Source organism: Halospina sp. K52047b (assembly GCF_008709855.1).
In the GTDB taxonomy this organism is placed as follows: Bacteria; Pseudomonadota; Gammaproteobacteria; order Pseudomonadales; family Oleiphilaceae; genus Halospina; species Halospina utahensis_B.
The window spans coordinates 41223-64675 of record NZ_VYJH01000010.1; the positions used below are offsets into that span (position 1 = coordinate 41223).

Here is a 23453-nt window from a genome sequence, read left to right on the forward strand (position 1 = left end):
GGTTTCCATTCCGTCTGGACACCTCCGTGTGGCAGACCATTGATCAGCAGGATAAGGACACCAGTATGACCACTTCCGATGCCATCCGTCACGACTGGACCCTGAAGGAGGTCCGTGAACTTCTGGATATGCCGTTCAACGACCTGGTCTTCCGGGCCCAGCAGGCGCACCGCCAGTGGTTTGATCCCAATGAAGTGCAGGTTTCAACCCTGCTCTCCATCAAGACCGGTGCCTGCCCCGAGGACTGCATGTACTGCCCGCAGAGTGGCCATTACAACACCGGTCTCGAAAAAGAGAAGCTGATGCAGGTCGAGAAGGTCCTGGAGCAGGCGAAAGCGGCCAAGGAAACCGGTGCAACCCGCTTCTGCATGGGCGCGGCCTGGCGCAGCCCCACGAAGAAGGATCTGCCGCACGTGCTGGAAATGATCCGTGGCGTGAAGGACATGGGGCTCGAAACCTGCATGACCCTGGGCATGCTCACGGAGGACCAGGCCGGTGAGCTGGCGGAAGCAGGGCTTGATTACTACAACCACAACCTCGACACCTCCGAGCGCTACTACAACCAGATCATCACCACCCGGACCTACCAGGACCGTCTGGATACCCTGGAGAACGTGCGTAATGCGGGCATGAAGGTCTGCTGCGGCGGCATCATGGGTATGGGCGAGGATGAGGATGACCGGGCAGGGCTGCTGCTGCAGCTGGCCAACCTGCCGGATCACCCGGAAAGTGTGCCCATTAACATGCTGATCAAGATTCCGGGTACACCGCTGGAAGACGTCGAGGACCTCGATCCGTTCCAGTTCGTGCGTACCATTGCCGTGGCGCGCATTCTCATGCCGAAGAGCCATGTCCGCCTGTCCGCGGGGCGTGAAGAGATGAACGACCAGATGCAGGCACTGTGCTTCATGGCCGGCGCCAATTCCATTTTCTACGGCGATCAGCTGTTGACCACGGAGAACCCGCAGGCCGAGCAGGACAGGGCGCTGTTCCGGCGCCTTGGCATCGTGCCGGAGCCGCTGGCCACGGACCGTTCGGACGAGGACGAGGTCGACGAGCTGACCCGCCGCATGGAGCAGGAGCGCCAGAGTGCCCTGTTCTACGACGCGGCCAATGCCTGATTACAGCGCCGAGCTCGAAACACTGCGGCAGCAGGGGCTGCTGCGGGATCGCCGGGTTCTGGATTCCGCCCAGGGCCCGGAGATTGTTGTGGATGGCCGCAGCATGCTGGCCTTCTGCAGCAATGACTACCTCGGGCTTGCCAACCACCCCGGTGTGATTGAGGCGCTCACAGACGCAGCCCGTGAACACGGGGTGGGCAGCGGTTCCTCGCATATGGTGAATGGTCACCACCGGCTCCATCAGGAGCTCGAAGAGGCACTGGCGGCACATACCGGCCGGGAAGCGGCGGCGCTGTTCTCCACGGGGTATATGGCCAATCTCGGTGTCACTGCCGCCATGGCCGGGCGCCATGACGTGATCCTGCAGGACCGCCTCAACCACGCCTCACTGCTGGACGGTGCCCGTCTCGCGGGTGCCCGCCTGAAACGCTATACCCACGCCGACACCAGCGCCGCCGCCCGGCTTCTGGAGGCGGAGTCGCGCTGTGCGCTGGTGGCAACGGATGGGGTTTTCAGCATGGACGGCGACCTGGCACCGCTGGACGGTCTGTCCGCGCTGTGCCGGGAGCAGGGTGTGCCCCTGATGGTGGACGACGCCCATGGTCTGGGCGTGCTGGGCAGCAAGGGCGGCGGTATCGCCGAGGTCCGCGGTCTTGACCAGTCCGCAGTGCCCATACTGGTGGGCACACTGGGCAAGGCACTGGGTGTTGGTGGCGCTTTTGTTGCCGGCTCACGTGAATTCGTGGATTACCTGGTGCAGAAAGCGCGCACCTATATCTACACCACCGCCATGCCGCCGGCGATGGCGGCCGCAACCCGGCGCAGCCTGGAACTTTGTCGGGAAGAGGGCTGGCGGCGTGAACGCCTGGCGAAGCTGGTGGCGTGGTTCCGGGATGAGGCAACCGCGCTCGGCTACCGGCTGATGGAGTCCTGGACGCCGATACAGCCCCTGATCGTGGGGCCATCGGACCGTGCCATGGCCCTGAGCGGGGCACTGGCGCGGCGGGATATTCTGGTGCCGGCGATCCGTCCGCCCACGGTTCCCCAGGGTGAAGCGCGTCTGCGCCTGACCTTCAGCGCCAGCCATACGGATGAACATATGGAGCGGCTCCTGGAGGCGCTCAGGGCGGCGCGCAGCGAAACGGGGGCGGCATGACCAGGGCGGTTGTTGTCGGCGGCTGGGGTATCCCGGCGGAGGCGCTGCGGCCACTGCTGCCCGCTGAGGTGGAGCCCGTGCTGCTGGAGCCGGCACGGATGGCGATCGGGCATCAGGATCTGGAATCCGCGCTGGACGCTGTTATGGCCCGTGTTCCCTCGGGAGTGCCCTGGCTGGGCTGGTCCCTGGGCGGACAGGTGGCCATGGCGGCCCGTGAGCGCTTTCCTGGAAAGGTGAGCGGTGTGGTGACCCTCTGTTCGACTCCCCGCTTTCTGGAGGGGTCGGACTGGTCCGTGGGTATGGCGGATGCCGACTTCCGTGGTTTCCGGGAGGGTATGCGGGTGGATGTGGAGCAGACGCTCGGTCGTTTCTGCGCCCTGGTCAGCCAGGGCAGCGCATCTCCCCGGCAGGTACGCCGTGAACTCCAAGCCCTGGATTGGCCGGAGCTGACCCTGGACTACCGGCAGGGTCTTTCAGACAGTCTGGAGTGGCTTGCCCGGCTCGATCAACGGGCGCTCTGGCAGCAGGCAGGGGCATGGGCACAGCACCTGTTCTGCGGGCGTGATGCGCTGGTCAGCGGGGCGGTACCGGAAACACTTGGCCTGGCCGGTGAACGCTGTCATCTGGCGGCTGAATCCTGCCACTGGCCGGCTTCCGCCGCTGGGGCAACGGATTGGATCAGCGGGGCTATGGAGCAGGTGGCACCATGAATGCGCGGCAGTTCAACCAGGTCAGTCGCCAGCGCGTATCCGATGACTTCGGCGCGGCCGCTGAGAGCTATGACGCGGCGGCACGGCTGCAGCAGCGCGTGGCGCTGGATCTGCTGGCCCGCATGGAGGCTCCGAGCGGTGGTGTGGGACTTGATCTGGGCTGCGGTACCGGTTTCAGTCTGCCGGAGCTGGAGCGCGAGCTGGCCCCCGAGGAACTGATCGCCGCCGACCTGTCTCCCGGAATGGTCGATTATGCCCGGGCGCACCGGGGCGTGGATGCGCGCTGGCTCGTGGCTGATGCCGCGAATGTGCCGCTGGCCCCGGGCAGCCTGGATTGGATCCAGTCGAGCCTGATGATCCAGTGGTGCGAGGACACCGGTGCCGTTGCCCGGGAGATGGCAAGACTGCTTAAGCCCGGGGGCGGGGCCCATCTCGCGACCCTGGTGGACGGAACCCTGACCGAACTGGAATCCGCGTGGGCGGAGGCCGATCCCGGCCGTCGCCACGTCAATCGTTTCCTGACCCGGGCGGAGCTGGAGGCGCGGCTGGCCGAGGGCTTTGAGAGGGTGACTGTTGATGTTGAACCGCTGGTACTGTGGTACCCGGATGTCATGGCGCTGCTGGGAGAGCTCAAGACCCTCGGGGCCCGCTACAAGGATGAACACCGCCACCGGGGTGCGCTCGGCCCCGGGCGCCTGAGAGCCATGCGCCGCGCCTATGACCGCCACCGGGATTCCCGGTATGGTGTGCCCGCAACCTGGCAGGTGGCTTTTGCGCACCTGACCGGCCCCAGGCAATAACCGGAACCTTCCATAACGCCCATGCCACGACAATCCTACTTCATCACAGGTACTGACACGGACTCCGGCAAGACGGTGGTCACGGCTGGCCTGCTGCGCCTGGCAGCCCGCAATGGCCTGCGTACCCTGGCCATGAAGCCCCTGGCTTCCGGCTGTGAGCAGACCCCTGAAGGCCTGCGCAATGCCGATGCCCTGGCGCTGTCACAGGCCATGACCGAGTCCATGCCCTATGAGTCGGTGAACCCGGTGGCGCTGGAACCGGCAATCGCGCCCCACGTAGCCGCCCGGGAAGCCGGGCGCCGGGTCAGTGCCGAGCGCCTGGCGGGGTTCTGTCGGGGTGCCATGATGCGCCCTGCGGACCTGTTCCTGGTTGAAGGCGCCGGTGGCTGGCGTGTGCCGCTCAATGACCATGAAACCTGGGTGGATCTGGTGAGCGATCTCCAGTTTCCCGTCATCCTGGTTGTCGGATTGCGCCTGGGCGCCATCAACCACGCGCTGCTCAGTGCCGAGCTGATCCAGCGTGACGGCTGCCGCCTGGCGGGGTGGGTGGCCAATCGCTGCACTCCCGAGCCCATGGCGCGGGAAGATGAGACGTTCGAGACGCTCTGCGAGCGCATGCCGGCGCCGTGCATGGGGCGTGTGCCCTGGCTGGCTTCGCGGGATCCCACCGCCATGGCGGAAGAGGCCTCCCGGCACCTTTCGCTGCCCCTGCCTGGAGCGTAAACAGGCCTGCTCCGTCTGTTTGAATTTTAAACACTGCTGTGGTGTAATGTTCATGAACGTTCTGGGCGGGAGGTGTGCCCATGATCAGTAATGCCCTGTCCATTGGTGTGAACGGTGTTCAGGATGCCCAGCGCGGCATGCAGGATGCGGCCAGCCGTATTGCGCGTTCGGGAACCACAGAGGCGCCTCCCCGGGAAGCCGCTGCTCCTGATGGTGCTGGTGCCGTCGAGGACAGCCTGGCGGGCTCCATCGTGGATCTGAAGGTCAACCAGCGGAATGCCGAGGCTTCCATTGAAGTGGTTCGGACAGCGGACGAGATGGTAGGGACGCTGCTCGATGAACGTGCCTGACCCCGGAATGGAATCGCCGTGCAGCTTACGTCCATCCAGCCCGCGATCAGCAACGCCGGCGGCGCTGTAACACGAAGCGCCGCACCTCCCGGCACGGCCTCAGGCAGCGTGCCGCAGACCAGTACGCCCAGCAACAGCACGTCACCCTCCTATTCCCGGGCAACTGTCAGCCCAGCAACACCTGCCGGCCCGACAGGTCCATCCAGGCCAGCATCTCCCTCCTCGCGTGGTGAGAGCGGTAGCAGTGGTGTCCAGGTCTCCATCAGTGAACAGGCCCGCCGGCAGAGCCCGGAGGAGGGGGATCGTTACGCCCGGGGCGCGGGCGAGGAGGCTTCGCCGCAGCGCCCGGCACGTCCCCGCGGTGAGGCAGGGCCGGAACCCGGATCGGAGAACCGCCAGGGTGAGCGGCGGCAGCCGGAGCAGGGCTCTGAGGGGCCATCAGCGGAGCAGCAGACGGCCGCTCAGGAGCTGAGAGGCCGGGACCAGGAAGTGCGCCAGCATGAACAGGCGCATCAGGTCGTGGGTGGCCAGTACGCCGGGGCGCCTACCTACACCTACCAGCGCGGACCGGATGGCCAGCTCTATGCCGTCGGCGGGCAGGTCTCCATTGATACCAGCCCCATCCCTGATGACCCGGAAGCCACCATCAGCAAGATGCAGACGGTGCGCTCGGCCGCGCTTGCCCCGGCTGAGCCATCGCCCCAGGATATCCGGGTCGCCCAGGAGGCAACCCGTCAGCTTCTTCAGGCCCAGTCGGAGCTGCGCTCGTCCCGCCAGGAAGAAAGTGAGAGTGACAATAACCGGGTGCAGACCACTCCGGAAACGGAAGCTTCCGCTTCTGATCGTCCCGGCAGGGATGATGCCCGCATCAGCCTCTTCCGTGACGTGGAGGAACTACCGTCCACAGAGGCCGCTACCGCCACCGATCCAGGCTTCCGCGCCACAGCCTGAACGCCCCTCGTAAAATGCTTGTACCGCAGTGTATCTCCCTTGACATGGGACCCACTCCAAACGTATGTTTCAAACAGCCGTTTAATTGCATGAACCGAGGTACGAGCCATGCCCCAGTACAAAGCACCGCTGCGTGATATCCAGTTTGTCATGAATGAATTTCTGGATGCCGAAACGCACTACCAGCAGATCCCCGGCGGCGAAGAAGCCACGCCGGATATGGTCGATGCCATCATCCAGGAAGGTGCCAAGTTCTGTGAGCAGGTGCTGTCGCCGCTGAACCAGACCGGTGACCAGGAGGGCTGTCGCCTGGAAAACGGCGAGGTGAAGACGCCGACGGGCTTCAAGGAAGCCTATAAGCAGTACATCGAAGGTGGCTGGCCGTCCATGACCAGCGACGTTGAACTTGGCGGCCAGGGCCTGCCGAACTCGCTGTCCATGGTGATGAGTGAGATGGTGGGTACCGCCAACTGGTCCTTCGGCATGTACCCGGGGCTCAGCCACGGCTGCATCTCCACGCTGGAGGCGCATGGCTCTGATGAGCAGAAGCAGACCTTCCTGCCGAAGATGATCAGCGGCGAATGGACGGGCACCATGTGCCTGACCGAGTCCCACTGCGGCTCCGATCTGGGGATTATCCGGTCCAAGGCCACGCCCAATTCCGATGGCAGCTATGCGATTACCGGCGAAAAGATCTTCATTTCCGCCGGCGACCATGACATGGCGGAGAACATCATCCACCTGGTACTGGCGAAGCTGCCGGATGCGCCCAAGGGCACCAAGGGCATCTCCGTGTTCGTGGTCCCCAAGTTCATCCCCGACGCCAATGGCAACCCGGGTGAACGCAACAATGTGTCTGTTGGTTCCATCGAGGAAAAGATGGGCATCCATGGCAACGCCACCTGTGTGCTGAACTTTGACGGTGCGACCGGCTACCTGATCGGTGAAGAGCACAAGGGGCTGGGCTACATGTTCACGTTCATGAACATCGCCCGTATCGGTACGGCCATCCAGGGGCTGGCGTCTGCCGAACTGTCCTTCCAGGGCGCGCTTGAGTACGCTCGCGAACGCCAGGCCATGCGCTCACTGTCCGGCCCGAAGAATCCGGAGGGCAATGCGGATCCGATCATTGTGCACCCGGACGTGCGCCGGATGCTGATGACCCAGAAAGCGCTGGCCGAAGGTGGCCGCGCGATGATCTATTACGCGGCCCAGCAGGCGGACATCACCACCCGCAGCGAAGATGCTGAAGCGCGCAAGGAAGCCGACGAACTGCTGAGCTTCCTGACACCGATCGCCAAGGCCTTCCTGACCGAGACTGGTATCGAAGCCGCCAATCTGGGAATGCAGGTCTACGGTGGTCACGGCTACATCTCCGAGTGGGGCATGGAGCAGATCGTACGGGATGCACGCATCGGCGCCATCTACGAGGGTACGACAGGCATCCAGGCGCTCGACCTGCTGGGTCGGAAGGTACTTATGACCCAGGGTGAGTCGCTCAAGCGCTTCACCAAGAAGGTGCACCTGTTCTGCAAGGAGCATGGCGACAATAAGGAGCTGGCTGAGTTCATCGAGCCACTGGCGGCGTTCAACAAGGAGTGGGGCGACCTGACCATGAAGCTCGGCTCGGCCGCCATGAAGGATCGCGAGGAGGTCGGGGCGGCGTCCTACGACTACCTGATGTACTCCGGTTACGGTGTGCTGGCCTATCTCTGGGCCGAGATGGCCGAGGTTGCCCAGCGCAAGCTCCAGGAGGGCACCTCCGAGGAGGCGTTCTATCAGGCCAAGCTCCAGACCGCACGCTTCTACTTCCAGCGCATGCTGCCGCGGGCCAGGGCCCACGCCGATGCCATGGTCAGTGGTGCCGGTAACCTGATGGAGATGCAGGAAGAGCATTTCGCCTTCTGAACCGTTAGTATCCGGTAAGCATGAAAAGCCCGCCCTGTGCGGGCTTTTCTGTCAGAAATCCCGGGGTAGAATAGGCCCCGCCAGACGTTCAAAGTGAGGATCAATCCATGGCTGACTACAAGGCTCCCCTGCAGGACATGCGGTTCCTGCTCAATGAGATCTTCGACGCACCGGGGCAGTGGGCTTCCCTGCCCGGACTCAGCGAAAGCGTGGATCCGGAGACGGCGGATGCCATTCTGGAAGAAGCCGGCAAGATCGCAGCAGGGACGCTCGCCCCCATCAACCAGAGTGGCGATGAGCAGGGCTGTCAGTGGAAGGACGGCGAGGTGACCACGCCTGACGGTTTCAAGGAGGCCTACCAGACCTTCGCCGAAGGCGGCTGGGTCGGCCTTGGTGGTGATCCCAACTACGGCGGCATGGGCATGCCCAAGAGCCTGGTTGGGCAGGTCGAGGAGATGATGCAGGGGGCCAACATGGCCTTCGGCCTCTGCCCCATGCTGACTGCCGGCGCATGCCTGGCGCTGCATGCCCACGGCAGTGAGGAGCTCAAGGAGAAGTACCTGCCGAAGATGTACGATGGCACCTGGTCCGGGGCCATGGATCTGACCGAGCCCCACGCCGGCACGGATCTGGGCATTATCCGGACCAAGGCGAAGCCAAACGATGATGGTTCCTACAGCATCTCAGGCACCAAGATCTTCATCACCTGGGGTGAGCACGACATGGCGGAGAACATCATCCACCTGGTGCTCGCCAAGCTGCCGGACGCCCCGGCGGGACCCAAGGGCATCTCGCTTTTCCTCGTGCCGAAATACGAAGTGAATGAGGACGATTCCCTGGGCGCGCGGAACAACGTCTCCTGCGGGTCACTGGAGGAGAAGATGGGCATCCACGGCTCCGCGACCTGTGTCATGAACTACGATGATGCCCGTGGCTGGCTCGTGGGCGAGCCCAACAAGGGCCTGATGGCCATGTTCACCATGATGAACTATGAGCGTCTGGGTGTGGGCATCCAGGGTGTGGGCGCGGCGGAAGCTTCCTACCAGCACGCCCTGGCCTACGCCCGCGAGCGCATCCAGAGCCGCTCGCCCAACGGGCCCCAGAACCCCGACAAGCAGGCGGATCCCATCATCGTGCACCCGGACGTGCGCCGGATGCTGCTGAAGATGAAGGCGCATACCGAAGGCAGCCGTGCTTTTATCACTTACGTAGCCCAGTGGCTCGACCAGGCCAAGTTCGCCGAAGACCCGGAAGCGAAGGAGAAAGCCGATGGCATGGTGGCGCTGCTGACGCCGGTGGCCAAGGCCTTCCTGACCGACCGGGCGCTGGATACCTGTGTGATTGGTCAGCAGGTCTACGGCGGTCATGGCTACATCCGTGAGTGGGGCCAGGAGCAGCTGGTGCGTGATACCCGCATCACCCAGATCTACGAGGGGACCAACGGCATCCAGGCCATGGACCTGATGGGGCGCAAGGTGGTCGGTAATGGCGGTAAGTTCTTCGAACTCTTCGCGAACGACGTGGCCGACTACATCAATGCGAACCAGGATGATCCGGCAGTGGCCGACTACATCCAGCCCCTGGCGGCGGCTCTTGAGCGTCTTTCCGATGTGACCGAGAGCGTCATCAAGGCAGCGGATGGCAATCCGGCGGAGATCGGTGCGGCCGCAGTGGACTACCTGGATCTGTTCGGCCTCACCGCCGAAGCCTATCTGTGGGTCCGCATGGTGCAGGCGGCCGCGCCCAAGGCGGAGAACGATACTTCCGGCTTCTATACCGGCAAGCTCAAGACCGCGCGCTTCTTCTTCGACCGCATCCTGCCGCAGTCGGTTGCCCTGACGGAGTCCATCCGCAACGGCGGCGACAGCATGATGGCGTTCGACGAGGCCGAGTTCGGCTAGGCGGAGAGCGTCTCCACCAGGGCGGCAAGGGCGGACCAGGGCGGCATGGCCGGGTCCTGGCCCTTGCTGGCCCGGTCCACCTGCCGGGCCTGTTCCCAGGCCCTGCTGATCGATTGGCTGCTGTGCCGGCGTGAGGCCTTTTCCAGGGCCTTTCTCAACGGCGGCTGGCGCACTCCGTTGTGCTTGAACCAGGTGGCGGCATTGCTGCCCTGACGCAGGCTGTGCTGCAGGCTGGCAAGGTGCTTCAGGTCACGCTGGAGCACACCCAATACGGCCAGTGTGCTGGTTCCTTCCTCCTCGAGACGCCGCAGCATCTGCAGGGCGTGACCCCGGTTACCGGACAGCGCCTCGGCGCTCAGCTCGAAGGCGTTGTAACGGCTGCTGTCCTCAACACCCCCAATCGCAACGGCGTCATCCACCGGTTCATCCCCGGCGACCACCCTGAGCCGTTCCAGCTCCTGGTGGGCGGCCAGTAGGTTGCCCTCCAGGCGCTCGCTGAGCTGGGCCACGGCGTTGCGGGTGAGCTTCAGGCCCATGGTTTCGGCGCGGCGTGAGAGCCAGCGGGGGAAGTCCGCTGGATCCACCGGCCAGACCGGAACGTGGAGGCCGACCTTCTGCCAGTTGCGGAACCAGGCCTTGCTGGTCTCGCCGCTGTCCAGGCGTGGGCCAGACACAATCAGGATGACGTCCTCCGGGGGCGCCTTGGCGAAGGCTTCCAGAACCTCGCGACCCTTGCCGGGCTTGCCACTGTGCAGGCGCACCTCGATGCGACGGCGGCTGGCGAACAGCGACAGTGCCTGGGTCTCGTCGTGGACCTGCTGCCAGTCGAACTGCGGGTCCGTCTGGAAGACCGTGCGTTCCTCGTAGCCTTCTGCAACGGCCCGTTCGCGGATGCGGTCGCAGGCTTCCTGGACCAGGAGGGGCTCATCACCGGTAACCAGGTAGCCGGCATCCAGGCGCTTGGCCAGCTGATTCGGGAGCTGTTCCGGGGTGACCTTCATTCGTCCGTGTCCGTACTGCTTTCGTGCTCGGAGCGGATCCGGCGGATACGCTCCTCGGTGAAGGGCATCAGCCGGCGGGTGACCTGTTGCACCAGCTGGTCCTGGAGAAGGCCTTCGATACCCTGCTGTTCCCGCTCTCCGGCCAGCACCTGCTGCTCATCCGCCTGGTAGAACTCACGGGCACTCAGTTCGGTATCCGCCAGAAGGGGAATGCCGTCCCTGGTCGTCAATTCCACCGCTATGCGGGCACTGAGTTCGTATTCGCTGGCGGCTGCCCGGTCATCCAGGGCGCTGGTCCGCCGTTCCTGCTCGTAACCGCTGAGCGTCAGGCGGTATTCCGGTGTCTCGCCGTCTTCCGCCAGCAGGTTGTACAGGCCCAGACGCTCGCGGGCGCCTGAGCAGACGGAGGTGGGGACGCCCTCGCCACAGGACAGCGTTAAAGGCGCCAGTGCATCCGGTACCAGGGCGCTGCCCCGGAGCTGGAAGCCACAGGCGCTGAGAACCGTTGTCAGCATGAGTACGGTGATGGGTTTCCAGGCGACCTGGGGCATGATCTCCTCCGGACCGGGTCAGTTGGCGACCACGTTCACAAGCTTGCCGGGAACCACCACCACCTTGCGAATGGTCTTGTCCTCGATGAAGCGCTGGACGTTGTCATCCGCAAGCGCCAGGGCCTCGAGCTGGTCCCGGTCGGCCTCGGCGTCCGCCTGGATGCGCGAGCGGAGCTTGCCGTTGACCTGCACCACCAGCTCAATGCTGTCCTGTTTCATCAGGTTCTCGTCGGCTACGGGCCATTCAGCGTCGACAACGGCGGTTGTGTAGCCAAGGGCCTGCCACAGTTCATGGGTGATGTGGGGGGCCACAGGCGCCAGCACCAGAACGGCTGTTTCCAGCACCTCCTGCATCACCGCCCGGTCGCCGTCATTGCGGATCTCAAACCGTCCGGCGTCGTTGAGCAGCTCCATTACGGCGGCAATGGCCGTGTTGAAGGTCAGGCGTCGGCTGAAGTCGTCGCTGACCTTGGCAATGGTCTGATGCGTCTTGCGGCGCATGCCCTGCTGGGCTTCATCGGGGTCGCCCGGCATGGCCCCGTCTGTGCCGCCGTCACTCACGTGCTGGTGCACCATCCGCCAGAGCCGGCGCAGGAAGCGGTGAGCGCCTTCCACACCGCTGTCGGACCACTCCAGCGACTGCTCCGGCGGGGCCGCGAACATCATGAACAGGCGCACGGTGTCGGCACCGTACTCGTCGATGATGGCCTGGGGATCGATGCCGTTGTTCTTGGATTTGGACATCTTGGTCACGCCACCGGGGTGGACAGGCTCGCCATCCGCCTTGAGCGTGGCGCTGACCACGTTGCCTTTGCCATCGTACTCCGCGTCCACATCCTGCGGTGAGAACCACTCTTTACCGCCGTTGTCCGTCTCGCGGTACCAGGTTTCGGCCAGCACCATGCCCTGGCACAGCAGGCGGTTGAAGGGCTCATCGCTGTTGACCAGGCCGACATCGCGCAGCAGCTTGTGGAAGAAGCGCGCGTAGAGCAGGTGCAGGATGGCGTGTTCAATACCGCCAATGTACTGGTCCACGGGCAGCCAGTAGTTGGCCGCTTCCGGGTCCAGCATGCCGTCGTCCTTCCAGGGGCTGCAGAAGCGTGCGAAGTACCAGGAGGACTCCATGAAGGTGTCGAAGGTGTCCGTCTCGCGGAAGGCGGGCTCACCGTTGTAGGTGGTCTTTGCCCACTCGGGATCGGTCTTGAGCGGCGACTGGACGCCGTCCATGGTCACGTCCTCGGGCAGTGCCACTGGCAGGTCGCTTTCCGGTACCGGGGCTGACTCACCGTTTTCGAGGGTGAGCATGGGGATGGGCGCGCCCCAGTAGCGCTGGCGGGAGACGCCCCAGTCGCGCAGGCGGTAATTGGTCTTGCGCTTACCGATGCCGCGCTTTTCCAGATCCTCGGCGATGGCCGCGAAGGCCTCGTCGGAGCTGGTACCGGTGTAGGGGCCTGAGCCGGTCAGCAGCCCCTTCTCGGTGAAGGCCTCCACATAGGTGTCCACGTCGCGGCCGTCGCTGGGGCTGATGACCTGGCGGATGGCGATGCGGTACTTGCGGGCGAACTCGTGGTCGCGCTCGTCGTGGGCGGGCACCGCCATCAGAGCGCCGGTGCCGTATTCGTGGAGCACGAAGTTGGCAACGTAGACCGGGAGGCGCTCGCCGGTCAGCGGGTGGAGGGCATACAGGCCCGTCTCCACGCCTTTCTTCTCCATGGTTTCCACATCGGCGGTGGAGGCAACGGTGTGGCGGCACTCCTCCACGAACTCGGCCACCTCGCGGGAACGCTCAGACGCCTTCTCCGCTACCGGGTGACGTGCGGACACCGCCATGTAGGTCACGCCATAGAGGGTGTCCGGACGGGTGGTATAGACCCGCAGGGTTTCGGAACCGTCCTCCATCTGGAAGTCGAGCTCGACCCCTTCGGAGCGGCCGATCCAGTTGCGCTGCATGGCCTTGACCTGTTCCGGCCAGCCCTCGAGCTGATCCAGGTCGTCCAGCAGTTCATCGGCGTAGTCGGTGATCTTGACGAACCACTGGGGAATCTCTTTCTGTTCGACCACAGCTCCAGAGCGCCAGCCGCGGCCATCCACCACCTGTTCGTTGGCGAGTACCGTCTGGTCCACCGGGTCCCAGTTGACGGTGGCGTTCTTCTTGTAGACCAGGCCCTTTTCATAGAGCTTGGTGAAGAACCACTGCTCCCACTGGTAGTACTCAGGATCGCAGGTCGCCAGTTCCCGGTTCCAGTCGTAGCCGAAGCCCAGGCGCTTGAGCTGGGTCTTCATGTGTTCAATGTTCTGCCGGGTCCAGGCGGCGGGGGCGGTGCGGTTGCTGATGGCCGCGTTCTCCGCCGGCAGCCCGAAGGCATCCCAGCCCATGGGCTGCAGCACATTCTTGCCCTGCATGCGCTGGAAGCGCGAGATCACATCACCGATGGTGTAGTTGCGCACATGCCCCATGTGCAGCTTGCCGCTGGGGTAGGGGAACATGGAGAGGCAGTAGTACTTGGGCCTGCCGGGTTCTTCCCGTACCGCGAAGACATCGTTGGACTCCCAGTACTGCTGGGCGTTGCGCTCGACGGCGTCGGGGCGGTAATGCTCTTCCATGGGTCGGTGCCTTATGCTCTCGGATCGAAAATGGCTGTTGCATCGGGAAAGGGCTCATTCTAGCGTAGAGAGAAGGTGACAGGTAGGCATGCCGACTTCCAACCCATCAGCAGGAGAAAACAGTGGCCGATAAGCAGCGCCCCCGTCTCAGTGACGGTGCCGAGACCGCCTACAACCGCATGCTTGAGCGGGTGGAGTCCCGCCTCGCGGAAGCGGAGGAACGAACCTGGGAGCAGCTCCAGCAGGAAATTGAGGAAGCGGTTGAGTTTGAGCAGGAGGTGGCGGAACTCACCCGTGATGAGCTGAATCTGCTCGCCGCTTACCTGCGTCGGGATCTCTCCCATCTGCTGGGCTTTGTTTCCAGTACCGGCGACGGTGTGGCGGAGTGGCTGCGCACGGACCTGGAATGGATCGAGGACTGGCTGGTGGAGCGGCTGCTGTCCATAGCCGATCCCACCCGCCTGGATACCCTGGAGCTCCAGCAGAAGCTTCAGAACACGGACGCGGATCACTATTTTGCAGGCGAGCTCGCCATGGCGGGTGTTCTGCGCTGTCTGAACTGCGGTCACATGCGGACACTGGCTGAAACAACCCGCCTGGAGCCCTGTGAGCGGTGTGAATCCCATTACTTCGAGCGGATTACGGCGCACACGCCGGATGTGGAGCCTGGCACAGGCTGAGCACGCGGCCTTTGCTTGATTTTTCGAACTATCCCAGAATGAGTGGCGGTTCAAACCATTCATTCCGGGAGGTTGCCCATGCCGGTCGCTGTGACCGTTTTTATCCTGATCGTGGCCTTTGTTGCAGGGTCAATGATCTATGTGTACCGATTCCGTGGCCAGGAGCGCTATAAGAGCGTTGGTGAGTACTGGCGCAAGGGCTGGCCGATCTTCAGTCCGCTGAACTGTCTGCTCTATCTCTTCACCGAGAAACGGGCGCGGGCCCCCATCATGGATCGGGATCAGTTCCCGGAACTGCAGGTGATCCAGGACAACTGGGAGACCATCCGCCGTGAGGCGGTGGGGCTTTATGAGGATCGGGTCTTCGACCAGACCAGTGACCCGGAATCCAGCGCCTACTACGACATCGGTTTCCGCACCTTTCAGAAGTATGGGTGGAGCAAGTTCTATATCAAGTGGTATGGGACCAAGCACAACTCCGCCCAAGCCTCGTGCCCGGAGACCCTGAAGATCCTCGATCAGGTGCCGTCGGTGAACGGGGCCATGTTCTCGATCCTCCCGGTGGGCTCACAACTGACCCGGCATGCGGATCCGGTGGCCTGCTCGCTGCGCTATCACCTGGGGCTGTCCACGCCCAACGATGACCGCTGCTACATCAATATTGATGGCCAGGACTATTCCTGGCGCGATGGCGAGGACCTGATCTTTGACGAAACCTACCTCCATTACGCCCACAACGATGCCAAACAGTATCGCCTGATCCTGATGTGCGATGTGGAGCGGCCCACATGGTTGCTCGGGAGTGTAATCAACGTCTTCTACAAGGGGCTGATGCGGCTGACCGTGGTGCCCAATATGGATGGCGACCAGCGTGGCTTCGCCAACAGCCTGTTCGCGCGGATCTCGCCGGCACTGGCCCGGGTGCGGGAACTGAAGAAGACCAACCGGCGTCAGTACAAGGCGCTGAAGTACTCCGTGAATACCCTTCTGGCCCTGGCGCTCGGTGGCGTGATTCTCGGTGGGCTGGTGGCGATTGACGGGCTGGTGGCTTCGATCGCCTAGGCCGTATTGCGCTTCCCGCGCTGGCGGCCGAACACGATCATCACGGCCGCCAGCGTTATGACCGGCCATGAACCGGTAGCCATGAAGGGCGTGGTGCCGGTTACCGGCTGGATTTCCCCCTTCAGAACATCCCGCTCATAGTGCCGGGCCCGGGCGCGGATCCGGCCTTCGCGGTCCACGATGGAAGTGATCCCGTTATTGGTTGCGCGCAACAGTTCCCGGCCGGTTTCCAGTGCCCGCATGCGGGCGATCTGGTGATGCTGGAAGGGGCCGAGTGAACGCCCGAACCAGGCGTCGTTGCTCACTGTCATCAGGAATCCTGTTTCAGCTGTGTTGCGGGCGACGAAGTCCGCGTAGGCGATCTCATAGCACACGGCCGGATGGGTGCTGGTGTCGTCGAAGTTCAGTGGTGACTGGTTTTCCGGGCCCGGACGGAAGACCGACATGGGCAGGTTGAAGAACTCGATGGTGCCGCGTAGCAGTGATTCCAGCGGCACGTATTCACCGAATGGCACCAGCCGCTGCTTGTGATAGGTTCCCTGGCCGGGGCCCACTGTCATCAGGCTGTTGTGGAAGACCGGCTCCGCGTAGTGTGGGCTGTTGCCGTACCAGGGCAGGCCAGTGACCAGCGTCGTGCCGGTCTCGAGTGCGCGGCTTTCCAGTGCATCCAGAACCTGGGCCGCCTGCCCCTGGGTGGCGGGCAGTGCGGTTTCCGGCCAGAGGATCAGATCCCGGCCCCAGAGCGGCTCGGTGAGCTCCCGGTAGATCCGGATCTGCTTCCGGAGCATGTCCGGATCCCATTTGTCATGCTGGGAGATATTGCCCTGGACGGCGGCGACCGACAGGGGCTCGCCTTGCGGCTGGGTCCACGCCACCAGGCTGAGCAGCGGCGCCAGCAGCCAGGGCAGTATGGCGGCGGCCACGAAGCCGGCGGGCAGCCAGCGGGGGCCGCTGCGGTAATGGTGCCAGGCGGCGACCAGCAGGGCGGCTGTGACAGCTGTAACAAAGGTGACGCCGTGTACGCCAAGGACCGGTGCCCATGGCGCCAGGGGACCATCCACCTGGGCGGTGCCGGCGTAGAGCCAGGGGAAGCCGGTCAGAAGCCAGCCACGCACCCAGTCCATCAGGACCCAGACGGCCGGGAACAGCCACAGGCTGCGCCCGGTGTGAGTGCCCGCGAGCCGGCCCCAGCACCAGAAGGCGATGGCCGGGAACAGCGCCAGTCCCATGGCGAACAGCAGCGTCATGATCGCGGCCAGCGGCGCGGCCGTCATGCCGTATTCGCTGATGCTGACGTAGACCCAGGAGGCGCCGCTGCCGAACAGCCCCAGGCCGAGGAACCAGCCGTCCCGGAACAGGGGCTTCGCCTCCCGGCCGCTGCACAGAAGCAGGATCAGCATAAGGGACAGCAGCGCAGCGGGCCACAGATAGAAGGGGGCAAACGCGAGTGTCTGGAGCGCGCCGGTGGCCACCAGCGCGGGAATACGGAAAAGGCGGTTCTGGATCATGGCGCGTCCCGCGTCATGCGATGGGTTTGACCTGGATCAGGCGGATCTTGCGGTTATCGGCGTTCAGCACCTTGAACCGGAAACGGTCCACGGTTGTGGTTTCACCACGCCTTGGCAGGCGGCCGAACTCCTTGAGCATCAGGCCACCGATGGTGTCGAAAGCTTCCTGGTCCAGATCCGTGCCGAAGAATTCATTGAACTCATCGATGGGCGTCTGGGCCTTGACCGCGTAGATGCCGTGTTCGCGCTCGCGGATGCGATCGTCATCATCAACGTCGTGCTCGTCCTCGATGTCGCCGACGATCTGTTCAAGCACGTCCTCAATGGTGATCAGCCCAGCCACACCTCCGTATTCGTCGACCACAATGGCCATGTGGTTGCGGTTTTCCTTGAACTCCTTGAGCAGCTGGTTGCAGCGCTTGCTCTCGGGCACGACAGTGGCCGGGCGCAGGATCTCTCGGATGCTGTCGCGGGTCAGGTTGTTGCGCAGGGCCAGTGGCAGCAGATCCTTGGCCAGGAGGATGCCGACGATCTCGTCCGAGGTATCGCCGATGGCCGGGAAGCGCGAGTGGGCGGATTCGATGACCTCGCTGATGTAAGAGGAGGGGTCGGCGTCGGCCTTGACCGTCACCATGCGCGAGCGTGGAATCATGATCTCTTCCACGCGCATGTCCGTCACCTGCATGGCACCCTCGATGATGCTCATGGCATCGCTGTCGATCAGCTGCTGAAACTCCGCGTCGCGCAGAACGCGCAGCAGATCTTCGGGGGTGCGGGGATCACTCGAGAAAGCCTGGGATAATCGCTCCAGCCAGGAGTTTTTTGTCTGGCCGTTGGATGAGTCGTCGCTCATGGGGTCCTTTCCGGATTGCTGTTCGCGGGATGCTACCGATAGGGGTCGGGAAAACCAAGCTCGGCAAGGAGATGCACTTCAAGATTCTCCATGGTTTCTGCCTCGTCTGGGTCCTGATGGTCGTAACCCTGCAGGTGAAGCATGCCATGAATCAGCAGGTGTGCCCAGTGGGCTTCAGGCGTCTTGCCCTGCTCACGGGCTTCCCGTTCGACGACCCCGGCGCAGATGACGAGATCTCCGAGCAGGGCCAGCTCCACCCCGGGGGGCGCCTCGAAGGGGAAGGAAAGCACGTTGGTCGGATAATCCTTTCCCCGGTACTGGTGATTCAGCTCATGGCCTTCCGGCTCGTCCACGATCCGGAGGGTCACTTCGGTTTCGCCGTCCCCCTGCCAGCCCTGTTCCGCCCAGGTTTCGAAATCCGCCTGGGCGGGCAGCCCCGTGAGCCGGGTTGCCAGTTGCAGATCCAGCGTTACGCGGTTCATGCGTTGCGGTCGTCCCAGTCGTCGTAGGCTTCCACGATGCGCTGAACCAGCGGATGGCGCACTACGTCCTCGGCGCCGAAGTAGGTGATACCAATGCCTTTGACCTCCCGCAGCACACGCAGGCAGTGTTCCAGGCCGGAGTGCTGGCCGCGCGGCAGGTCGATCTGGGTGATGTCGCCGGTAATGATGGCGGTGGAACCAAAGCCGATGCGCGTGAGGAACATCTTCATCTGTTCCCGCGTGGTGTTCTGGCTTTCGTCCAGGATGATGAAGGAGTTGTTGAGGGTGCGCCCGCGCATGAACGCCAGCGGTGCAATCTCGATCACACCGCGTTCGATCAGCCTGTTCACCTGCTCGAAGCCGAGCATCTCGTAGAGGGCGTCATAGAGCGGCTTGAGGTAGGGATCGACTTTCTGGGAAAGATCCCCCGGCAGGAAACCCAGCTTTTCACCGGCCTCGACCGCTGGGCGGACCAGCATGACCCGCTTGACTTCCTCGGCCTGGAGGGCCTCCACGGCACAGGCCACGGCGAGCCAGGTTTTGCCCGTGCCAGCCGGGCCCACGCCGAAGTTGATGTCATGGGTGCGGATGGCATGTACGTAGCGCTGCTGGTTCTCGCCCCGGGGCTGGATCTTCAGGCGGGGTGTTTCGATGACCTGCTGGGCGCCGTCATAGCCGCTGGTCTCGGGCAGGCGCTCAAAGCCGGATTCGCGGATGAACAGGTGCACCGTGTCCGGGCTGATGTCATCACTGGCCTCGGTTTCCCGATAGAGGTGTTTGAGCACTTCCATGGCCGCTGTTGCGGCCTCGCCGTCACCGGTGATCCGGAAGTGGTGCCCCCGGTAGCCGATGCGCACGCCCATGCGTTTTTCGATATGCTTGAGGTGTTCGTCGAACTGACCGCAGAGCGCGGCCAGACGTTCCGTGTCGGCGGGTTCCAGCTGGAATTCTCGGGTGTCGGCGCTCAATCGGGCCTCGGCTCAGTAGCGGTTGTCGTCAATCATGACGCCGCGCAGTGAATTCGGCAATGCCTCGGTAATCTCGACGTCCACGAAGGAGCCGACCACGCCGGGCACATCGGTGCGGAAGTTGACGACCCGGTTGTTCTCGGTCCGACCCTGGTATTCACCGGGATCTTTCTTGGACACGCCCGTGACAAGGATGCGCTCGGTGTTGCCGACCATCTTGCGGCTGATGTCCATGGCCTGCTGGTTGATGCGGTCCTGCAGGATCGCCAGGCGTTCTTTCTTGACCTCTTCCGGGGTATCGTCCGGCAGGTCCGCCGCCGGGGTGCCGGGGCGGGCGCTGTAGACAAAGCTGAAGGACACATCGAAGCCCACGTCGTTGATCAGCTTCATGGTGTCTTCAAAGTCCTTTTCGGTTTCACCGGGGAAACCGATGATGAAATCCGAGGACAGGCTCAGGTTCGGACGGATGCGGCGCAGCTTGCGGATCTTGGATTTGTACTCCAGGGCCGTGTGGCCACGCTTCATCAGCGCCAGGATCCGGTCCGAGCCCGCCTGTACCGGCAGGTGCAGGTGACTGACCAGCTCCGGAACCTGCTCGTAGACGTTGATCAGCGCATCCGAGAACTCCACAGGATGCGACGTGGTGAAGCGGATCCGGTCGATGCCCTCGATGTCCGCCACCCAGGTGATCAGCTCGGCCAGGTCCATGGTGTCGCCGTCCAGGGTTTCCCCGTCGTAGGCATTGACGTTCTGGCCGAGAAGATTCACTTCCCGCACGCCCTGGCTGGCGAGGTCCCGGACCTCTTCAAGGACGTCCTCCACCGGGCGGCTCAGCTCTTCGCCCCGGGTGTAGGGCACCACGCAGAAGGAGCAGTACTTGCTGCAGCCTTCCATGATGGACACAAAGGCGGAAGGGCCATCCACGCCTGGCCCGGGCAGTTGGTCGAACTTCTCGATTTCGGGGAAGCTGACGTCCACCACGCCGACGCCGCCCTCGCTGTCCGCCTTGGTGATCATCTCGGGCAGGCGGTGCAGGGTCTGGGGGCCGAAGACCATGTCCACGTAGGGCGCCCGGTCGATGATGGCCTGACCTTCCTGGCTGGCGACGCAGCCGCCGACGCCGATGATGGCGTCCGGGTTGTTTTTCTTCAGTTTTTTCCAGCGGCCGAGCTGGTGGAAGACCTTTTCCTGGGCCTTTTCACGGATGGAACAGGTGTTGAGCAGCAGAATGTCCGCGTCGTCGGCGGTGTCGGTCAGCTCCACCTCGTGACTCTCGCGCAGGAGGTCGATCATGCGCGATGAGTCGTATTCGTTCATCTGGCAGCCGTGGGTCTTGATGAAGAGTTTCTTTCCCATGGTTGGCGGCGTTCTGTCTGGTTGGAAGATCGGCGATTATAACGCCTGCGGTCTGGTTCTGTCACAAACCAACGAGTCAGTCAGAGGCGTCGTCCAGATAGCTCTGGAGCTGTTCTTTAAGACTCCGGGGGACCTGGGTGATGATCAGGGCATCGCGGTCGCGGTCGTAGTGGACCGCCTGGTTCACCAGGTCGGAGGAGAACGACAGGCTCAGGCCGTTGCCCTTGCCGGCGATGCGGACCAGTTTGCGGACCTTGCGCCGGTCCGGGTGCAGGACCTGATCCGGCCCCACGGCCTGGGATTCGGCCACATGCTCGGCAAACCGCTCCGGCTGGCTGTCATCGATGTAGCTGGAAAGGGCCGAGAGAGGCACCGGCTCGCCCAGCGCCTCCTGCTCATTGCAGAACTCGAACGCCTTGTGGCGCACGCTCTGGGCGTCTTCCGGCTCCGTCTGCTGCTGGGCGAACGACTCCACCGCCTCCAGGAAAGTGCGGGTCTCCGCTTCCACGTCCACTTCCTGCTGGAAGCCCACCAGGCGCGCGAAGCACTTTCCGATCTCGCCCGTTCCGCGGCCCTGGAGCACCGTCAGGTAGTTCTCTGAGCCGGACTCGCCGCGCCAGTCCTCCAGCTCAACACGCGCCGCCAGGTTCAGGCGGGAGCGGCTGATGGTTTCGGTGGGGGTGAGCTCCAGGTTCGGGTCCAGGGTGAAGACCGGGTCCATCTCCAGGGCGAAGAGGTACAGCACCTCGCCGTCGGCCAGGGATTCGTGGACGATAAGCAGCGGGCGCTCGGGGTCGGTGTCCGCGCGGGTGATCTCGTCCTGCCACTGGCCCAGAAGCTGGTCCGTGAAGGCCTCAAAGCCCTGCTGGCCGTCCAGGTAGTTGCCGAGCCACCCGCGGATGGGGTGGCTGCCAAGGTCGTCTGAAAAGCGGCCATAGGCCTTGCCGGGGCGGCTGTTGAACAGCTTTTTGAGCTGGCGGTGCAGGGCTTCGTAGTCACCACCCGGCTCGGCCATCGCCTCTCCGGCGTTGGCCCGGGCCGGCTGCCCGCCGCCGGGCAGTGTGGCTCGCATCAGCCTGAGCTGCTGAATGGCCATGGGTCAGCCCTGCAGCCGCTGTTCCCGACGCAGTGTCTGCAGCAGTTCCTGCACGGCCTTGCTGATGCCGGCGTCATTGTCGGCACTGACACTGTAGTCCGCCGGTGTGCCGCTTATACCGGCCGTGAGCACGATCAGGCCCTGGCTGCGCAGTACATCGGCCATGCTGCCACGGTCTTCCTCGGAGTCCGTATTGGTGTTGTCCAGCACGACGCCGGTCTTGCCCACGTCGAACAGGCTGCGCTGCAGGGCTGTGGCCAGCTTGTCTGCTGCTTCGCCGCCGCAGTCGATCACCAGCGGTTTCTGGTCGAGCCGGCGTTGCCATTCCTCGATAGTGACCGGGTTCATCAGGCCTTCGGCGTCGCTGGCGGTGCTCTTGATCATGCCCGCACCGATGGTGATGTTGGTCAGGCGGTCGATGATGATGAACGCCCCGGTGGAGCCGCAGTTCGGGTAGGGGTCAAAGGCCAGCGGGTGGCTGACGGCGAACTCGCACAGGCCGATCTCGTTCAGGCCCAGCTCGCTGCCTTCCTGCTGTTCCAGGGTATTCACGTCCGTCTTGTAGTGCACCCGGCGCATGGCGCCAGAGGTGTAGCGTGGCCCCTGCTTGATGTCGTACTGGCGGCCCGGTGCCAGCGGCTGGTCAGTCATCCAGACCACGTTGGCGTTGAAGGCGGTGGCCACCTCGGGCATGTTGCCGGCGTGTACCAGCATGTCACCGCGGCTGACGTCGATCTCGTCCTTCAGGGTCAGGGTAACGGCCTGATCGATATGGGCTTCGTCCTGATCCCCTTCAAAAGTGACGACCCGGTCCACGCGGGTGGAGCGGCCCGAGGGCAGGGCAACCACTTCGTCGTCCGGCTTCACAACGCCACTGGCGATGGTGCCGCAGAAGCCCCGGAAGTCGAGGTTCGGGCGGTTCACGTACTGGACCGGGAAGCGGAAATGCTCGAAGTCCTTGTCGTGGGAGATCGGGACGGTCTCCAGCACCTGCATCATGGGCTTGCCGTCGAACCAGGGCATGTTCTCGCTGGGATAGACGACATTGTCGCCCTCGAGCGCGGAGATGGGCACAAAACGCACGTCTTCCAGGCCGAGGTTGCCGCAGAAGTGCTGGTACTCCTCCCTGATTTCATTGAAGCGCTGCTCGCTGTAGTCGACCAGGTCCATCTTGTTGATGGCGACGACCACGTGCTTGATGCCCAGCAGCGAGGCCAGGAAGGAGTGGCGCTTGGTCTGGGTCAGCACCCCATGACGGGCGTCGATCAGGATGACCGCGAGCTGCGCATTGGAGGCGCCTGTGGCCATGTTGCGCGTGTACTGCTCATGCCCGGGCGTATCGGCCATGATGAACTTGCGCTTGGCGGTGGAGAAGTAGCGGTAGGCCACGTCAATGGTGATGCCCTGTTCCCGCTCGGCCTGCAGGCCATCGACGAGCAGCGACAGGTCCAGTTTCTCGCCGGTGGAGCCCACCTTGGAGCTGTCGGACTCCAGCGCTGCCAGCTGGTCTTCGTAGATCATGCTGGTGTCGTGCAGCAGGCGGCCAATGAGGGTGCTTTTGCCGTCGTCCACGCTGCCGCAGGTCAGCAGCCGCAGAAGTTCCTTCTGTTCGTGCTGCTTGAGGTAGGCGTTGATGTCGGTGCCGATCAGGTCTGACTGATGTGACATTGGA

At 63.7% G+C, this 23453-nt stretch carries 20 protein-coding genes and 1 pseudogene; 11 read left to right on the forward strand and 10 right to left on the reverse strand.

From position 1 onward, the window contains the following. Window positions 1–65 precede the first annotated feature (65 nt). The 9 genes and pseudogenes from bioB to F3089_RS12345 form a co-directional block, all read left to right on the forward strand. A pseudogene (gene bioB, locus F3089_RS12305) lies at window positions 66–1017 on the forward strand (biotin synthase BioB); the annotation flags it as partial. Between the two features lie 96 nt (window positions 1018–1113). Then, a complete protein-coding gene (bioF, locus tag F3089_RS12310) occupies window positions 1114–2277 on the forward strand; it encodes an 8-amino-7-oxononanoate synthase (RefSeq protein ID WP_151441094.1) in 1164 nt (387 codons plus the stop codon). Beyond that, window positions 2274–2987 carry an alpha/beta fold hydrolase gene (locus F3089_RS12315; RefSeq protein ID WP_151441095.1) on the forward strand — a complete coding sequence of 238 codons (714 nt, stop codon included), beginning with the start codon at window positions 2274–2276 and terminating at the stop codon, window positions 2985–2987. The genes bioF and F3089_RS12315 overlap by 4 nt, the downstream gene beginning before the upstream one ends. Beyond that, window positions 2984–3787 (forward strand): malonyl-ACP O-methyltransferase BioC, encoded by an 804-nt coding sequence (gene bioC, locus F3089_RS12320; RefSeq protein ID WP_151441096.1) that lies wholly within the window; start codon window positions 2984–2986, stop codon window positions 3785–3787. Before F3089_RS12315 ends, bioC begins: the two co-directional genes overlap by 4 nt. 21 nt (window positions 3788–3808) lie before the next feature. Next, window positions 3809–4510, forward strand: coding sequence for a dethiobiotin synthase (bioD, locus tag F3089_RS12325; protein ID WP_151441097.1), 702 nt, complete (start codon window positions 3809–3811; stop codon window positions 4508–4510). 80 nt (window positions 4511–4590) lie between these two features. Next, complete coding sequence (locus F3089_RS12330) at window positions 4591–4860, forward strand: flagellar hook protein FlgE (RefSeq protein ID WP_151441098.1); 270 nt, start codon at window positions 4591–4593, stop codon at window positions 4858–4860. 18 nt (window positions 4861–4878) lie between these two features. Further along, window positions 4879–5811, forward strand: coding sequence for a putative metalloprotease CJM1_0395 family protein (locus F3089_RS12335; protein WP_225741751.1), 933 nt, complete (start codon window positions 4879–4881; stop codon window positions 5809–5811). Window positions 5812–5919: 108 nt separating this feature from the next. Beyond that, complete coding sequence (locus F3089_RS12340) at window positions 5920–7719, forward strand: acyl-CoA dehydrogenase C-terminal domain-containing protein (RefSeq protein WP_095618315.1); 1800 nt, start codon at window positions 5920–5922, stop codon at window positions 7717–7719. Window positions 7720–7826: 107 nt separating this feature from the next. After that, complete coding sequence (locus F3089_RS12345) at window positions 7827–9620, forward strand: acyl-CoA dehydrogenase C-terminal domain-containing protein (protein WP_151441099.1); 1794 nt, start codon at window positions 7827–7829, stop codon at window positions 9618–9620. Here F3089_RS12345 and holA read toward each other — a convergent pair. From holA to leuS, 3 genes are read right to left on the reverse strand one after another with little or no spacing between them, the layout of a single operon-like run. Next, window positions 9617–10621 carry a DNA polymerase III subunit delta gene (gene holA, locus F3089_RS12350; RefSeq protein WP_151441100.1) on the reverse strand — a complete coding sequence of 335 codons (1005 nt, stop codon included), beginning with the start codon at window positions 10619–10621 and terminating at the stop codon, window positions 9617–9619. The genes F3089_RS12345 and holA overlap by 4 nt on opposite strands. Next, window positions 10618–11172, reverse strand: a complete 555-nt coding sequence (locus tag F3089_RS12355) for an LPS-assembly lipoprotein LptE (RefSeq protein WP_151441101.1) — start codon at window positions 11170–11172, stop codon at window positions 10618–10620. Before F3089_RS12355 ends, holA begins: the two co-directional genes overlap by 4 nt. Before the next feature lie 18 nt (window positions 11173–11190). Next, window positions 11191–13776: a leucine--tRNA ligase gene (leuS, locus tag F3089_RS12360; RefSeq protein WP_151441102.1), complete on the reverse strand. Its 2586-nt coding sequence runs from the start codon at window positions 13774–13776 to the stop codon at window positions 11191–11193. A gap of 122 nt (window positions 13777–13898) precedes the next feature. Between leuS and F3089_RS12365 the strand changes: the two genes are divergently transcribed. Both F3089_RS12365 and F3089_RS12370 read left to right on the forward strand, forming a co-directional pair. Further along, window positions 13899–14456 carry a zinc ribbon-containing protein gene (locus tag F3089_RS12365; RefSeq protein WP_151441103.1) on the forward strand — a complete coding sequence of 186 codons (558 nt, stop codon included), beginning with the start codon at window positions 13899–13901 and terminating at the stop codon, window positions 14454–14456. A gap of 78 nt (window positions 14457–14534) precedes the next feature. Beyond that, the gene (locus F3089_RS12370) at window positions 14535–15518 is read left to right on the forward strand and encodes an aspartyl/asparaginyl beta-hydroxylase domain-containing protein (protein WP_151441104.1); all 984 of its coding nucleotides are present in this window, start codon (window positions 14535–14537) and stop codon (window positions 15516–15518) included. Here F3089_RS12370 and lnt read toward each other — a convergent pair. The 7 genes from lnt to cysN all read right to left on the reverse strand — a co-directional run bounded on the left by lnt (window position 15515) and on the right by cysN (window position 23449). Next, window positions 15515–17026: an apolipoprotein N-acyltransferase gene (gene lnt, locus F3089_RS12375; RefSeq protein WP_151441105.1), complete on the reverse strand. Its 1512-nt coding sequence runs from the start codon at window positions 17024–17026 to the stop codon at window positions 15515–15517. The genes F3089_RS12370 and lnt overlap by 4 nt on opposite strands. Before the next feature lie 13 nt (window positions 17027–17039). After that, on the reverse strand, window positions 17040–17879 hold the full coding sequence (locus F3089_RS12380; RefSeq protein ID WP_151441106.1) for a CorC family transporter: 840 nt from the start codon (window positions 17877–17879) through the stop codon (window positions 17040–17042). A 32-nt stretch (window positions 17880–17911) separates the two neighbouring features. Beyond that, a complete protein-coding gene (gene ybeY / locus F3089_RS12385; protein WP_151441107.1) occupies window positions 17912–18361 on the reverse strand; it encodes an rRNA maturation RNase YbeY in 450 nt (149 codons plus the stop codon). Then, entirely contained in the window at window positions 18358–19329 is a 972-nt protein-coding gene (locus tag F3089_RS12390; RefSeq protein ID WP_151441108.1) for a PhoH family protein, read from the reverse strand. The genes ybeY and F3089_RS12390 overlap by 4 nt, the downstream gene beginning before the upstream one ends. A 12-nt stretch (window positions 19330–19341) precedes the next feature. After that, window positions 19342–20685, reverse strand: a complete 1344-nt coding sequence (gene miaB, locus F3089_RS12395) for a tRNA (N6-isopentenyl adenosine(37)-C2)-methylthiotransferase MiaB (protein ID WP_151441109.1) — start codon at window positions 20683–20685, stop codon at window positions 19342–19344. A 76-nt stretch (window positions 20686–20761) separates the two neighbouring features. Continuing rightward, window positions 20762–21781 (reverse strand): nucleoid-associated protein, encoded by a 1020-nt coding sequence (locus F3089_RS12400; protein ID WP_151441110.1) that lies wholly within the window; start codon window positions 21779–21781, stop codon window positions 20762–20764. Between the two features lie 3 nt (window positions 21782–21784). Then, a complete protein-coding gene (gene cysN / locus F3089_RS12405) occupies window positions 21785–23449 on the reverse strand; it encodes a sulfate adenylyltransferase subunit CysN (protein WP_151441111.1) in 1665 nt (554 codons plus the stop codon). Window positions 23450–23453: the final 4 nt, after the last annotated feature.

What these genes read in the sequence shown, in the direction of transcription:
- F3089_RS12315 (WP_151441095.1), top strand. Translation starts at nt 2,274, where the DNA reads ATGACCAGGGCGGTTGTTGTCGGCGGCTGGGGTATCCCGGCGGAGGCG.
- F3089_RS12355 (WP_151441101.1), bottom strand. Translation starts at nt 11,172, where the DNA reads ATGCCCCAGGTCGCCTGGAAACCCATCACCGTACTCATGCTGACAACG.
- F3089_RS12340 (WP_095618315.1), top strand. Translation starts at nt 5,920, where the DNA reads ATGCCCCAGTACAAAGCACCGCTGCGTGATATCCAGTTTGTCATGAAT.
- bioC (WP_151441096.1), top strand. Translation starts at nt 2,984, where the DNA reads ATGAATGCGCGGCAGTTCAACCAGGTCAGTCGCCAGCGCGTATCCGAT.
- leuS (WP_151441102.1), bottom strand. Translation starts at nt 13,776, where the DNA reads ATGGAAGAGCATTACCGCCCCGACGCCGTCGAGCGCAACGCCCAGCAG.
- bioD (WP_151441097.1), top strand. Translation starts at nt 3,809, where the DNA reads ATGCCACGACAATCCTACTTCATCACAGGTACTGACACGGACTCCGGC.
- ybeY (WP_151441107.1), bottom strand. Translation starts at nt 18,361, where the DNA reads ATGAACCGCGTAACGCTGGATCTGCAACTGGCAACCCGGCTCACGGGG.
- cysN (WP_151441111.1), bottom strand. Translation starts at nt 23,449, where the DNA reads ATGTCACATCAGTCAGACCTGATCGGCACCGACATCAACGCCTACCTC.
- holA (WP_151441100.1), bottom strand. Translation starts at nt 10,621, where the DNA reads ATGAAGGTCACCCCGGAACAGCTCCCGAATCAGCTGGCCAAGCGCCTG.
- F3089_RS12345 (WP_151441099.1), top strand. Translation starts at nt 7,827, where the DNA reads ATGGCTGACTACAAGGCTCCCCTGCAGGACATGCGGTTCCTGCTCAAT.
- F3089_RS12370 (WP_151441104.1), top strand. Translation starts at nt 14,535, where the DNA reads ATGCCGGTCGCTGTGACCGTTTTTATCCTGATCGTGGCCTTTGTTGCA.
- F3089_RS12380 (WP_151441106.1), bottom strand. Translation starts at nt 17,879, where the DNA reads ATGAGCGACGACTCATCCAACGGCCAGACAAAAAACTCCTGGCTGGAG.
- lnt (WP_151441105.1), bottom strand. Translation starts at nt 17,026, where the DNA reads ATGATCCAGAACCGCCTTTTCCGTATTCCCGCGCTGGTGGCCACCGGC.
- miaB (WP_151441109.1), bottom strand. Translation starts at nt 20,685, where the DNA reads ATGGGAAAGAAACTCTTCATCAAGACCCACGGCTGCCAGATGAACGAA.
- F3089_RS12400 (WP_151441110.1), bottom strand. Translation starts at nt 21,781, where the DNA reads ATGGCCATTCAGCAGCTCAGGCTGATGCGAGCCACACTGCCCGGCGGC.
- bioF (WP_151441094.1), top strand. Translation starts at nt 1,114, where the DNA reads ATGCCTGATTACAGCGCCGAGCTCGAAACACTGCGGCAGCAGGGGCTG.
- F3089_RS12330 (WP_151441098.1), top strand. Translation starts at nt 4,591, where the DNA reads ATGATCAGTAATGCCCTGTCCATTGGTGTGAACGGTGTTCAGGATGCC.